14 protein-coding genes are annotated in these 12,601 nt (G+C 65.2%); 11 read left to right on the top strand and 3 right to left on the bottom strand.

Going from position 1 to position 12,601, the window contains the following annotated elements; translation table 11 throughout:
* The first annotated feature begins 197 nt into the window (after positions 1–197).
* Positions 198–599 (top strand): type II toxin-antitoxin system HicB family antitoxin, encoded by a 402-nt coding sequence (locus tag AC3RCP_RS11585; protein ID WP_101337382.1) that lies wholly within the window; start codon positions 198–200, stop codon positions 597–599.
* 467 nt (positions 600–1,066) lie between these two features.
* On the opposite strand, the gene AC3RCP_RS11580 is transcribed toward AC3RCP_RS11585, so the two are convergent.
* Positions 1,067–1,831 (bottom strand): hypothetical protein, encoded by a 765-nt coding sequence (locus AC3RCP_RS11580; RefSeq protein WP_097140360.1) that lies wholly within the window; start codon positions 1,829–1,831, stop codon positions 1,067–1,069.
* 302 nt (positions 1,832–2,133) lie between these two features.
* On the opposite strand from AC3RCP_RS11580, the gene AC3RCP_RS11575 reads away from it, so the two are divergent.
* Both AC3RCP_RS11575 and AC3RCP_RS11570 read left to right on the top strand, forming a co-directional pair.
* Positions 2,134–2,781: a hypothetical protein gene (locus AC3RCP_RS11575; RefSeq protein WP_492571488.1), complete on the top strand. Its 648-nt coding sequence runs from the start codon at positions 2,134–2,136 to the stop codon at positions 2,779–2,781.
* Between the two features lie 92 nt (positions 2,782–2,873).
* On the top strand, positions 2,874–3,497 hold the full coding sequence (locus AC3RCP_RS11570) for an HAD family hydrolase (RefSeq protein WP_101337380.1): 624 nt from the start codon (positions 2,874–2,876) through the stop codon (positions 3,495–3,497).
* A 23-nt stretch (positions 3,498–3,520) separates the two neighbouring features.
* Here the strand turns inward: AC3RCP_RS11570 and AC3RCP_RS11565 are convergent, their stop codons facing one another.
* On the bottom strand, positions 3,521–4,534 hold the full coding sequence (locus tag AC3RCP_RS11565; RefSeq protein WP_492571595.1) for an AraC family transcriptional regulator: 1,014 nt from the start codon (positions 4,532–4,534) through the stop codon (positions 3,521–3,523).
* 171 nt (positions 4,535–4,705) lie between these two features.
* Here AC3RCP_RS11565 and AC3RCP_RS11560 point away from each other — a divergent pair, with 171 nt between their 5' ends.
* From AC3RCP_RS11560 to AC3RCP_RS11530, 7 genes are all read left to right on the top strand, one after another.
* A complete protein-coding gene (locus AC3RCP_RS11560) occupies positions 4,706–5,557 on the top strand; it encodes a 3-hydroxybutyryl-CoA dehydrogenase (protein ID WP_101337379.1) in 852 nt (283 codons plus the stop codon).
* The gene (locus AC3RCP_RS11555; protein WP_062822931.1) at positions 5,550–6,146 is read left to right on the top strand and encodes a TetR/AcrR family transcriptional regulator; all 597 of its coding nucleotides are present in this window, start codon (positions 5,550–5,552) and stop codon (positions 6,144–6,146) included. Before AC3RCP_RS11560 ends, AC3RCP_RS11555 begins: the two co-directional genes overlap by 8 nt.
* Before the next feature lie 620 nt (positions 6,147–6,766).
* Positions 6,767–6,955 (top strand): DUF1843 domain-containing protein, encoded by a 189-nt coding sequence (locus AC3RCP_RS11550; RefSeq protein ID WP_007932306.1) that lies wholly within the window; start codon positions 6,767–6,769, stop codon positions 6,953–6,955.
* A gap of 35 nt (positions 6,956–6,990) precedes the next feature.
* Complete coding sequence (locus AC3RCP_RS11545; RefSeq protein WP_101337378.1) at positions 6,991–7,635, top strand: DUF1842 domain-containing protein; 645 nt, start codon at positions 6,991–6,993, stop codon at positions 7,633–7,635.
* Between the two features lie 53 nt (positions 7,636–7,688).
* Entirely contained in the window at positions 7,689–8,270 is a 582-nt protein-coding gene (locus tag AC3RCP_RS11540; protein WP_087088417.1) for a DUF1842 domain-containing protein, read from the top strand.
* Between the two features lie 148 nt (positions 8,271–8,418).
* A complete protein-coding gene (locus tag AC3RCP_RS11535; protein WP_007932309.1) occupies positions 8,419–9,882 on the top strand; it encodes a GDL motif peptide-associated radical SAM/SPASM maturase in 1,464 nt (487 codons plus the stop codon).
* A gap of 217 nt (positions 9,883–10,099) precedes the next feature.
* Positions 10,100–10,513 carry a VOC family protein gene (locus tag AC3RCP_RS11530; protein ID WP_053260434.1) on the top strand — a complete coding sequence of 138 codons (414 nt, stop codon included), beginning with the start codon at positions 10,100–10,102 and terminating at the stop codon, positions 10,511–10,513.
* A gap of 47 nt (positions 10,514–10,560) precedes the next feature.
* Here the strand turns inward: AC3RCP_RS11530 and AC3RCP_RS11525 are convergent, their stop codons facing one another.
* Positions 10,561–11,067: a winged helix-turn-helix transcriptional regulator gene (locus AC3RCP_RS11525; RefSeq protein ID WP_101337376.1), complete on the bottom strand. Its 507-nt coding sequence runs from the start codon at positions 11,065–11,067 to the stop codon at positions 10,561–10,563.
* 115 nt (positions 11,068–11,182) lie between these two features.
* On the opposite strand from AC3RCP_RS11525, the gene fabF reads away from it, so the two are divergent.
* On the top strand, positions 11,183–12,451 hold the full coding sequence (gene fabF, locus AC3RCP_RS11520) for a beta-ketoacyl-ACP synthase II (protein WP_007932312.1): 1,269 nt from the start codon (positions 11,183–11,185) through the stop codon (positions 12,449–12,451).
* Positions 12,452–12,601: the final 150 nt, after the last annotated feature.

Below are 12,601 nucleotides of genomic sequence, written 5' to 3'. Positions count from 1 at the left end.
CTGTTTGTAGCCGCTGCCGAAGGCTGCGATCGGCTGCGTAGCAGACGCACATTCTGCCTCCCGGATTTATCTGTTGCACCGCGTCGCCCGGTTTGGCGGGCGCTTCGTCGGAATGCCGCCCAACCCGATCGCAGCCTCATTCTTCGGCAGCGGCTACAGGGAGTGTCAAAGCCTTCGCACCTTATGAGGAGATCCCCGTGCACTATCCCATCTGCATCGAGTGGGGCGACGAGCACACGGCTACCGGCATCCAGATTCCCGACATTCCTGGCGCGGTCACCGCCGGCGACACCTTCGAGGCCGCGTACAGCGCCGCCATCGAAATCGCCCACGTCATGCTCGAAGAACTGGCCCGTGAGGGGCAAGCCATTCCCCTGCCCTCGCCCACCGGCACACACCGCGCCAACCCCGACTTCGAAGGGATGGGCTGGGGCATGCTGGCTATCGATATCACGCCTTACCTGGGCAAAACCGAGAAGGTCAATGTGACCCTGCCGGGCTACGTGATTCAACGCATCGACCGCTTTGTGCGCGAGCACAACATCAAGAGCCGGTCGTCTTTCCTGGCGGATGCCGCGATGGAAAAGCTGGGGCGTTAAACACCCCGAAGCCCACATACAGCCCAAAACCCCAGGCCGGCCGGCAGGCCGCCGTCTTGCTTTTGCTTTGGCTTTTGATCTGAACGCCCCGTTAACCACGCTGGCCGAACGCAGGCATTGAGCCGTGGGTAACCCGGCAGGGATGCCGGGTTAGCCGCCCCAGGCCATGGATGGCCTGTGGCGGCGGCCCACGGATCAATGCCTTCGTTCGGGCATGCCGAGCCTAGGCGAGGCACCGAGTGGTGGGGCAAAGCGTTTTGGTTACTTTGGACTGGGCCGGCTTCCGGATTTTCCAAAGTGACCCGCTGTAAGAGCGGAACCATAAGTAGCCGTTACCGCAGGAACGGATATGCACCCCGTCCAACATCACCAGCGAAACCACTACCGCTATCGCGAGCAAGCTTCGCTCCTACAAAAGCCCATGCAGCAACAGATATGTACCCAAGAAGATCACGGACGACAGCGCCCTACTGCACCGGCAAAAAATTCATCAGCAGCAGACTTTGCGCGTAGTTCAGTCCAATACGCCGGTAACGTTCGTCGAGCATCTGGGTCAGCAGGTCGAGGCGCGCCACAATCTTCCCAAACTCCACCGCAAAACTCAGATTGCTGCCCTCCTCCGAAATCTCGTTGGAAAACAGCAACAACTCCCCATTGGCCCCCTGCCGCTGGCTGAGCATCCAAGTGGCTTTTTCAATATTGCGCGCCGCATTGCTGACAAACTGCGGATCGATAGTGTCGGTCATAAAAAACTCGGTGCGCCCGCCATGGGCGGTCACCAGCATGCTGCCGATCGCATAGATAAAGGCCCCGACCCGGTCGCCACGAAACTCCGGGCTCAGGGCGTAACTCAACGCAGCCAGGTCACGGCGGTTGCCCAAGGCCGGCAAGGCCTTCTGCTGTTCGATGGCCTGGCGGATTTCCCGCTGGGCGCTGGTGGCATCGGTATACCCCCACTCGCGCCACTGGTTGGGGTTGCGCAGGTAGAGCTTGTTCATCAGCAGGTAAAGACTTTGCAGGTTATCGCGCATGCTCAGGGTGGCCATGCGGTCGACGCTGGTCTGGAAGAACTCCTGGGGCTTGCCATTGCTGAACTGGTGGACCATGTCGCGCCCCTGCTGCTGGCTGCAGCCACTGGCGCAGACCATCAAGACAGCGGCCAGCCACAATGGCTGGCGCGGCATACGTAGGCAAAATACGCGCAAGGAATAACGAGAAAGCGGATAAACCATCGGCACCATTCTGGACTCTGGCCGCGCGGGGAGTCGGCGCGGCCTGGCCCTGAATAGAACCGCAAAAACGCAAAAAGTGCGGTGGCCGGGCCAACCGTGTATCGCCGGCCAACCCCGCCCAAGCCCTGGCCGGTAGCGTGCAGGCTCGCCCCAAAACACCATCAAGGCGCCGACGCCAGCCCGCCAATGGCCACGCGCGCCACCCCGCCCATGGCGGCTTGCCGATACGGCTTCGACGACTGATGCAAAACCGGCGGCGGCCTTGCATACTGCGCGCCCCGCACACTGCCCAAGGAAGAAACGTGTTGGCGCCCGCCCCCTCTTTGTCGAACCTGCTTATCCGTCGCCTGTTCACCCTGTGCTCATGGATCAACGCGCTCCTGAGCGGCATCGCCGTGGCCGCCCCGCTGGCGGTGATGGTGATCACCGACCTGCAACTGATCGTCCCGCGGGACGTCAGCGGCACGCTATTTGGTGGGGCCATGGGCTTTCAGCTGTACCTCGGAATCTGGCTCCTCTGCGCCCTTGGCCTGGGCCTGGCCCTGCTCACGCGCATGCCCGGCGCCCGCCTGGCCTGGATCGTCGCCGGCCTGGTGCCGCTGCTGCTGGGCGCCTGGTGGCGGATCAATTACCCGGACGATGCCGACGGCAACCTGATCTTCAGCCCGCAATCCTGGGAACTGGACTACGCCATGGCGATCGGCTGCGGCCTGGTCTTCAGCGGGCTGCACTGGTATCGGCGCGGGCGCCTCAAGCCCCGGCCAGCCGCCACCAGCGCGGATGTACTGTTGCCCCGAATCGTGGGCGCGCTGATCCTGGCCGGCGTGTTCATCCTCCCGGCGCTGAATTTCATCAAGCAGCCCTTGCCCACCTGTGCGTTCAACAAGGCCGGGCAACAAATGAGCGTGTGCCTGAGCGATGACCCGAACGAGCGGGTGATTGTCTACTGAGGGACGGCGCTAGCCCCTCCGGCAAATTGCATTGCATCGCCTGCCGTCGCAGGATGTCGCCCTGACCCACAACCGCTCAAAAGGACGTGCTGATGACAATTCGTGCTGTGGTTTTCGATTTTGGTGGCGTGCTGTTCGACTGGAACCCGCACCACCTGTACCGCCAACTGATCCCCGACGATGCCCGCCGCCAATGGTTCCTCGAGACCATTTGCACCCAGGCCTGGAATACCCAGCAGGACGCCGGGCGGCCACTGGCCGAAGCGACCCGCAGCCTGCTGGCCGAACACCCGGAGCATGCGCCGCTGATCGAGGCCTATTACGGGCGCTGGCCGGAAATGCTCCGCGGCCAGCTGGATGACGGCGTGGCCTTGCTGGAAGAGCTGCACCAGGCGCAGATGCCGCTGTTCGGGCTGACCAACTGGTCCCAGGAGACCTTCCCCTACGCCTGGGACAACTATCCGTTCCTCCAGCGTTTTCGCGACATCGTGGTGTCCGGGCAAGAGCGGCAGATCAAGCCTGACGCCGAGATCTACCAGACCACGCTGCAGCGCATTCGCGTGCACCTGCCAGACGTGGCGCCGCAGGAGTTGGTGTTCATCGACGACCACGCGCCGAATATCGTCGCCGCCAAGGCCCTGGGCTGGAATGCGATTGAGCACCGGTCGGCGGCAGAGACGCGGCGGCAGTTGCAGGTCTTGGGGTTGGCAGTTTGAACTGACGCAGGCGCGCCAGCCTGTCAGGTCGCAGGCTGGTAGCGCGCGCGGTAGCGTCCGGGGCTTTCACCGGTCCATTTCTTGAACGCGCGGTGGAAGGCGCTGGGCTCCTGGAAACCGGTGCGCTCGGCGATTTCGCCGATGCTCGCGCGGCTCTGGCGCAGCAGTTCGACGGCCATGGCGCGGCGCACTTCGTCCTTGATCTCCTGGTACGACACGCCCTCGCGTTCCAGGCGCCGACGCAGGGTGCTGGGGCTGACCTGCACCTCGCCGGCGAAGGCTTCCAGGGTCGGCCACTGGCTGTAATGACTGCGACGCAGGCGTTGATAGACCTGGGTCGCCAGGCCGTGCTGGTTGCGAAAACGGATCACCAGCCACTGCGGCGCGCTGCGCAGAAAGACCTTGAGCGAGGCCAGGTCCTGGACCACCGGCAGGCGCAGGAAACGGCTGGCGAATTCGATTTCGGTGCGCTCGGCGCCGAAGGTCAGGTTCGGCCCCCAGAGCAAGGCATCGTCGCTCAGGGACAGGCGCGGATAACGAAAGTCGGCGCGGTCGATGGCAATGCGCCGCCCGCCGAGCCAGCACAGCAGGCTGATCATCAGCACCAGGAAGGTCTCTTCGCCAAAACGCCCGACGGCGTCATCGCGAGGCTGGCTGTCGAGGCTCAGCACCGCGCGCTTGCCGCGCACGCTGAGGCTGCCACGGAAGTCGCGCAGGAACAGGCCGAAGTTGGCCAGGCACTGGCGCAGGGCCTTTTCCAGGGTCGGCTCCTGGATCAGCCCGCGGCAGATCAGGGCGAACGCCCCCGGCGGCAGGCCGTGGGAATCGAGCTGGAAAAACTCGTCGCCCAGCTCGCGGATCTGGATCAGCCACAGGGCCGCGAACGCGCTGGCCGGCACCCGCGCCTCGGGCTGGCCGAGCAAGGCCGGATCGATGCCCGCCTCGGCCAGCACCGCGGCCAGGCGCTCGGGCCGCTCACGCAAGGCGTGGACCATGACCTGCACGAAGTAGACCGCGACCGAATCCTTTTCCCGCATGGAATGACTGCTCTCTGTGGCTGTGGACATGGCAAAAAACGCCAGCGCGGCTGAGCGCTTTTGGCATAGGCCGGGGTCGGCGCGAGCACTAGACTCGCGCCTCGAAGGTTGCATTGCAAGACGCGCTCGCGCTGCGCTGCGACACGTCCGGACGAAGAAAGAGAAGCCAAGATGAATCTGCAGAATATCGGTGTGATCGGCGCCGGCACCATGGGTAACGGTATCGCCCAGGTCTGTGCCCAGGCCGGGTTCGAAGTGACCTTGCTGGACATCAGCGACAGCGCCCTGCAAAAGGCCCTGGCCACCGTGGCCAAGAACCTCGACCGGCAGATTGCCAAGGGCAGCCTGGACGAAGCGCAGAAACAGGCGACCCTGGGGCGCATCCGCACCAGCACCGACTATGCCAGCCTGGTCGACGCACAACTGGTGATCGAAGCGGCCACGGAAAACCTCGAGCTGAAACGGCGGGTGCTGCAACAGATCGCCGCCCAGGTTGCCAGCACCTGTGTCATCGCCTCCAACACCTCGTCGCTGTCGATCACCCAGCTCGCCGCCAGCGTCAGCGCGCCCGAGCGCTTTATCGGCCTGCACTTCTTCAACCCGGTGCCGGTGATGGGCCTGATCGAAGTGATCCGCGGCCTGCAGACCAGCGACGCGACCCACACCCTGGCCCTGGACATGGCCACCCGCCTGGGCAAGGTCGCGATCACCGCCGGCAACCGCCCGGGCTTCGTGGTCAACCGGATCCTGGTGCCGATGATCAACGAGGCGATCCTGGTATTGCAGGAAGGCCTGGCCAGCGCCGAGGACATCGACGCCGGCATGCGCCTGGGCTGCAACCAGCCGATCGGCCCGCTGGCCCTGGCCGACCTGATCGGCCTGGACACCCTGCTGGCGATCCTTGCAGCCCTCTACGATGGCTTCAACGACAGCAAATACCGGCCCGCGCCGCTGCTCAAGGAAATGGTCGCCGCCGGTTATCTGGGGCGCAAGACCGAACGTGGCTTCCACCGCTATGGCTGAGCGTTGCTCGCGTTTTGCCGAAAGCCGCGACAAGGCTCTGGAGCTGTTCGCCAGCAAGGGCTTCGGCCAGGTCGGCATGCGCGAGCTGGCGAGCCATCTGGGGCTGACCCCGGGCTCGCTGTATCACCATTACCCGAGCAAACAGCACCTGCTGCTGGACCTGATCGAAGAGTTCTACGACGAACTGCTCGGCACCCTGGGGCGCATCGAACGGCGGCGCAAGGCGCCCGACGATCGCCTGCGCACCCTGATCCGCGCCCACCTGAAACTGCACCGGGAACTGCCCCGGCATTTCCGCCTGGTGGAGCGCGACAGCGGCTGCCTGAACCAGGACCAGCAGCAGCGCGTGCGCCAGCTGCGCGAGCAATATGAACGCCGCCTGCTGATGCTCCTCGGCCCGCTGCCGCGGCTCGGCGACGCGGCGTTGCTGGCCACCGGGCATGCCATCGCCAGCCTGCTCAACAGCGCGCCCGGCTGGCTGGACGAGCAGCCACTGACCGAGCACGAGCGCGAAACCCTGCTGGAACACCTGCTCAGCGGCGCCCTGGAACGGCTGTTGAACAGCGCGCCGCAGAGCGCCGTGGCCTGAACCGCGGCGCAACACCAATCGCCGCCCCTGCGACCATCGACTGCCGACCGCACTCCCACAGACAACAACTGCCCCTGTAGCCGCTGCCGCAGGCTGCGCCAAGGCCCGCAGGGGCTTCGGCGTTCGTGCGTTCGCCGCGAGCCTGCGGCTCGATCGCAGCCTGCGGCAGCGGCTACAGGTAAGGCGGATGGCGGGGTACAAAGGAAACTACGGTTTCTGCGCGGCTATCGTCGCTGCAACGCATTACCTCTGGCAAAAAATGACCTCCTGTAGCCGCTGCCGCAGGCTGCGACAAGGCCCGCAGGGGCTTCGGCGTTCTTACATTCGCCGCGAGCCTGCGGCTCGATCGCAGCCTGCGGCAGCGGCTACAGGTGAGCGGATGGCTGGGCATGTAAGTGGTGGTGCCTGCTTGTATTCATTCCTTGTAAGCGGTGGGTCGTTGATTGCCAAACGCGCTATAGGGCCGCGCCAGTTCCTTGTCCTGCCTGGATATATTTTTTCCCGATAACGGCTATTCAAAGTTATTTGTTCCCCCTCGCGTTTGCCCCGTGCCCGGCCTGCTTAACTGCAAAAGCTGCCGGATAGCGCAGTCTCTGCAACCTCCCACGGAAGGCAACGCCATGAGTTCATCCTCGCTCCACCCCGTCACGCCTTATGGCGTGGCGATTCAAGAAGCAATCTCCCTCGGCAACCTGCCGCAGATGAAGTCCCTGCTCAAACAACGCGATACATCCCAGAAAGAATCCAAGGATCTGAGCAGCGCTTACGAGCAGTTGGCACAGGAAGTCGCCCGTCTGGAACGGCGCTAACGCCGTTTCCATTTTCTAATGCACTGGAGGCAATCATGTCCGGTTCCACTTCGTCCAATCTTGGCTTGTTTCCCCTCAGCTACCGGATCGGCACTTCGATCCCCGGCGCGCCGAGCCTCACCCTCGACCTGCTGGTCTACACCCCCGAGCAGAGCGTGCGCGGCACCTCGCTGGTGACCCAGGCCACCAACCCGCCGCTGGAGCTGCAGTCCGATGTGTGGGGGCAATACACCTACCTGACCGTCATGCCACCCAGCACCAGCAAGATCCTGGTCACCGCCCAGGGTAACCAGGGCGGGCCGGGCTCGAACTCGATCATCACCTTCAAGATTCAACTGGTGGTGGATCACGACTGGAAGAACGGCATCGCCAACTACCAGTACTACAACGGCCAGCGCTGGGTATCGGTGGAGAACGTTCCCGCCCACCTCGTCGAGTCGGTGCCCTCCTACGCCTTCTCAGCCTTGCCGATACCGCTGGAGCCCGGCCCGGTCCTGCTGCCCTATCCACCGATCACCCCGCTGTATGCCGCGCCGATCCATGGCGCCATCGCCAGCGGCGACCTGGCCCAGATGAAGAGCCTGGCCAGCCTGGCCCAGCAGCAACTGGAGCAGTTGCCCCAGCTGCGCAGCGCGCTGGACGCGGCCAAGGACGAGATCGGCCGGCTCGAGCGGCGCTGACCATGGCGCGCCAACCCATCCGGCTTCCCTGAACAAGAACAAGGAGTTGCACCATGCAAACTGGACTGTTCCATACCCGCATCCAAGCCACCACGGGGCTGTTGGGTGCCCCGGTTCTGACCCTCGACCTGTTGGTCAACACCGTGCAGAAAAAAGTCAGCGGCGTGGCCCGAGTGTTCAAGAGCACCTACCCGCCGGTGAACTTCTTCGCCGACGTGTGGGGCGACTATTCCCAGTTACAGCTGCACCCGTCGACCGAAGGCCACATCATCCTGAGCCTGACCGGCAACCCCAGCGGCCCGACCAGCCAGATCGCCGCGACCTTCCAGCTGCACGGGATTCTCGGGCTCGACTGGGCCAGTGGTTTCGCCAGCTACAAATACTGCTACCAGGGCAACTGGCAGGACGTGCAGCACGCCACGGTCAGCCAGGCGTCGATCCCGCACCCCGAGCCCGTGCCTCATCACCCCGTGCCGCTGTATGCGGTGGCGGTGCAGCAGGCGCAAAGCAGCGGTGACCTGGCGCAGCTCAAGGCGGTCGTCCGCCAGGGCGAGCAGCAACTGGCCAGCGGCGATGCGCTGCGCAGCGCCTTGCAGCAGCTGAACGCCGAGATCGCCCGCCTCGAAGCTCGCTGAAAGGTGGCGTCCGGGCCTGGCCTTCCTCAGAGCCAGGCCCGGGTCCCCACTGGCAAACCCTTTGTCCGCCCGGGCCGGCATCGCCAGGGACGGCGCGGACATCCGCCAGGTTCGTGCCGCGCGCCTGTGTGCGCGCAAAGGACTGTCCATGTCAGCCAATCGCCCCGCCCGCTACCTCAGCGAAACCGACCTCAAGCGTTACGTACCGGTGCATGTGGTCTGGGAAATCACCCTCGCCTGCGACCTCAAATGCTTGCATTGCGGCTCGCGCGCCGGCCACCGACGCCCCAATGAATTGAACACCCAGGAATGCCTCGACGTGATCGACGCCCTCGCCGCCCTCGGCACGCGGGAAGTCACCCTGATCGGCGGCGAAGCCTATTTGCGCAAGGACTGGACCCGCCTGATCCAGGCCATCCACGACCATGGCATCTACTGCGCGATCCAGACCGGCGGGCGCAACCTCACCCCGGCGAAAATGCAGGCCGCAGTGGAGGCCGGGCTCAACGGCGTGGGGGTTTCGCTGGACGGCCTGGCGCCCCTGCATGACGCCGTGCGCAATGTCCCAGGCTCCTTCGACAAGGCCGTGGACACCCTGCGCCGGGCCAAGCAGGCCGGGCTCGCGGTCAGCGTCAACACACAGATCGGCGCAGCCACCCTGCCCGACTTGCCGGAGCTGATGAACCAGATCATCGAACTGGGCGCCACCCATTGGCAGATCCAGCTGACGGTGGCCATGGGCAATGCGGTGGACCACCCGGAACTGCTGCTGCAACCCTATCAACTGCTGGAAGTGATGCCGCTGCTCGCGCGCCTCTACCGCGAAGGCCAGGAACGCGGCCTGCTGATGAACGTGGGCAACAACATCGGTTACTACGGCCCTTACGAGCATATGTGGCGCGGCTTCGGCGACGAGCGCGTGCACTGGAGCGGCTGCGCCGCCGGGCAAACGGTGCTGGCCCTGGAAGCCGACGGCACGGTCAAGGGCTGCCCTTCGCTGGCGACGGTGGGGTTTTCCGGCGGCAATGTGCGCGACATGAACCTGCACGACATCTGGCACTACAGCGAGGGCATGCATTTTGGCCGCCTGCGTTCGGTCGACGACCTCTGGGGTTATTGCCGCACCTGCTACTACAACGACGTGTGCCGCGGCGGCTGCACCTGGACCTCGCACTCGCTGCTGGGCAAGCCCGGCAACAATCCGTACTGCCACTACCGCGCCCTGGACCTGCAGAAGAAGGGCCTGCGCGAACGCATCGTCAAACTCGAGGACGCCGCCCAGGCGTCGTTCGCGGTCGGTCGCTTCGACCTGATCACCGAACGCATCGACACCGGCGAGACGGTCAGCAGCGTCAGCGACAGCGGCCAGGTGATCAAGCTGGCGTGGATCAACCAGGGGCAGAAATCCCCCGAGGAAGGACGCCTGCCCACCCAGCTGGCGCTGTGCCGCGGCTGCTGGCAGTACATCCATGCCCACGAAACCACCTGCCCGCACTGCTCGGCCGATGTAGCCAGCGCCGAGGCCGACTACCTGGCCGACCGCGCCCGGCAACAGGCGATCATGGACCGCCTGACCGGCCTGCTGGGCATGCCCCAGACCCGGCTGGTGTAGCCACCAGCCTAGGCTCGCCGCCAACCGGGCGGCGGGCCTGACAGGGGGTTGCAGCAAGGGTGATAACCCGCCACGGGGCCATGAGAAATCCGTCTAAAAACAAGCCCACTGCCACACAGGTTTAGGCTTTGCTAGTGAAGGCCTCACCCCATCAGCTTTTGCCAGCGGGCCGGCTCACCCGGCGCGCCCGCGGCCCCTGCCATCCGGGAGTCCCAGCATGAAAATCAATCCCTACCTGATCTTCAACGGCGATTGCGCCGCCGCCTTCAAGTTCTACGCCCAGTGCCTGCAAGGCACCCTCGAAGTGATGATGACCTTCGGCGAAAGCCCCGCTCGCGACCATGTTCCCGCCGAGTGTCACGACCGGGTCATCCACACCCGCCTACTAGTGGGCGACCAGGCCATCATGGGTTCGGACAGCACGCCCGACCGGCCTTATTCGGGTATCCACGGCTGCTCGATATCGCTGAATGTCGACAGCATCGCCGAGGCCGAGCGGGTGTTCGCCGCGCTGGCGGACCAGGGCACTGTGCAGATGCCGCTGGAGGCCACCTTCTGGGCGGCGCGCTTCGGCATGCTGGTCGATCGCTTCGGCGCCTCGTGGATGGTCAACTGCGAAAAGGACCAGTGACAAGCGCCTGTCGTTAAGCCAAGGGGGCCGCGGCGATTCGCGGCCTCTCAGGCCTCGCCCTCGGCCTCCATCGCCTGCAGCGCTCCCAGGCGCTGACGTATGCCTTCGCCGGCCATCGGCCCGGCCTGGACCGTGCACGCCTCCAGCGGCACCGGGCGGCCATCGGCCAGGTCGGCCATCATCGGCCGCACCGGCCGGCCGGTGGCGCGCTCGACGATCTGCACGCTTTCCCCTTCCGGCGCGTAATGGCGATTGCCCCAGGCGACGAACGCCATCAGCACCACACGAAAATCCTCGCCCCGGGCCGTCGGCACATATTGGTAGCGCAACGGCCGCTGGCTGTAGGCCTGACGCTCCAGCAAGCCGTCCTCGACCAGCGAATTCAAACGCCGGGTGAGCATGTTGGGGGCGATCTGCAGGCTGCGGGAAAACTCCTCGAAACGCCGCAGGCCATGCAGGGCGTCGCGCATGATCAGGATGCTCCACCACTCGCCCACCCGTTCCAGACTGCGGGCAATCGGGCATTCGTCGTGAAGGAGGGTCTTGCGTTGCATGGCGGTTCCTCGAATTTCGCAGTTGCGTATTTGTGGTCCGGGCATGTTACTTTCATGATGATAGTGACGTCCATAGAGCGACACACCCTATACGAGATGAAGGAGCACAAAGGTCATGAACAAACGCATTGTCGTCACCGGCATGGGCGCATTGACCCCGCTGGGCTGCGGTGTCGAACAGGTCTGGCAACGCCTGCTGGCCGGGCAGTCGGGTATCCGCCGGCTACCGGAAGCATTGATCGGCGACCTTCCGATCAGCATCGGCGGCCAGGTTCCCGACCGCACCGAGGACCCGCAGGCCGGCTTCGATCCGGACGCGCTGCTGGCGCCCAAGGAACAGCGCAAGATGGACCGCTTCATCCTGTTCGCCCTCGCCGCCGCCCAGGAGGCGCTGGCCCAGGCCGGCTGGGCGCCGCAGACGGCAGAGGCGCAGGAACGTACCGCCACCATCATCGCGTCGGGCGTGGGCGGCTTCCCGGCCATCGCCGACGCCGTGCGCACCACCGACAGCAAAGGGCCGCGCCGTCTTTCGCCGTTCACCATTCCATCCTTCCTCAGCAATATGGCCGCCGGTCATGTGTCGATCCAGCATGGCCTGAAGGGGCCGCTGGGCACGCCGGTGACGGCCTGCGCCGCGGGCGTCCAGGCCATCGGCGACGCCGCGCGGATGATTCGCGCCGGGGAGATCGACGTCGCGGTCTGCGGTGGCACGGAAGCCACGATTCACCGGGTCAGCCTGGCCGGTTTCGCGGCCGCGCGCGCCCTGTCGAGCGATTTCAACGACACGCCGGAACGCGCATCGCGGCCCTTCGACCAGGCGCGCGACGGCTTCGTGATGGGCGAAGGCGCCGGGCTGCTGGTGATCGAGGAGCTGGAACACGCCCTGGCCCGGGGCGCCACGCCGATCGCCGAACTGGTGGGCTACGGCACCAGCGCCGACGCCTATCACATGACCGCCGGGCCGGAGGACGGCGACGGTGCCCGCCGCGCCATGCAGCAGGCGTTGCGTCAGGCCGGCGTCGAGCCGTCGCAGGTCCGGCACCTGAACGCCCACGCGACCTCGACCCCGGTGGGCGACAAAGGCGAGCTGGCGGCGATCAAGAGCGTGTTTGGCAACCACAGCGACCTGGCCATCGCCTCGACCAAGTCGGCCACCGGCCACCTGCTGGGCGCCGCCGGCGGGATCGAAGCGATCTTCACCATCCTGGCGCTGCGCGACCAGATCGCCCCCGCCACCCTCAACCTGGAAAACCCGGATGCCGGCGCCGAAGGCCTCAACCTGATTCGTGGCCAGGCCCAGCCGCTGGCGATGGAATACGCCATGTCCAACGGCTTCGGCTTTGGCGGGGTGAATGCCAGCGTGCTGTTCCGGCGCTGGGGGTAAGCCGGAAAATTCTCGTCGCACAGAAGGAGGTTTCAGCACCGCTTCGCTGAAACCTCAAGGGCCCGGCGCAGTAAACGGCTGCGGGGCCCGCCTCACGGTAACCAAACTGTAATAAACCCAGATTTGTTGCGGCTTGATCCGCCTTTTTCC

It is taken from the genome of Pseudomonas sp. GW822-FHT05A08 (assembly GCF_058800485.1).
This window is presented reverse-complemented; position numbering and strand designations above follow the sequence as displayed.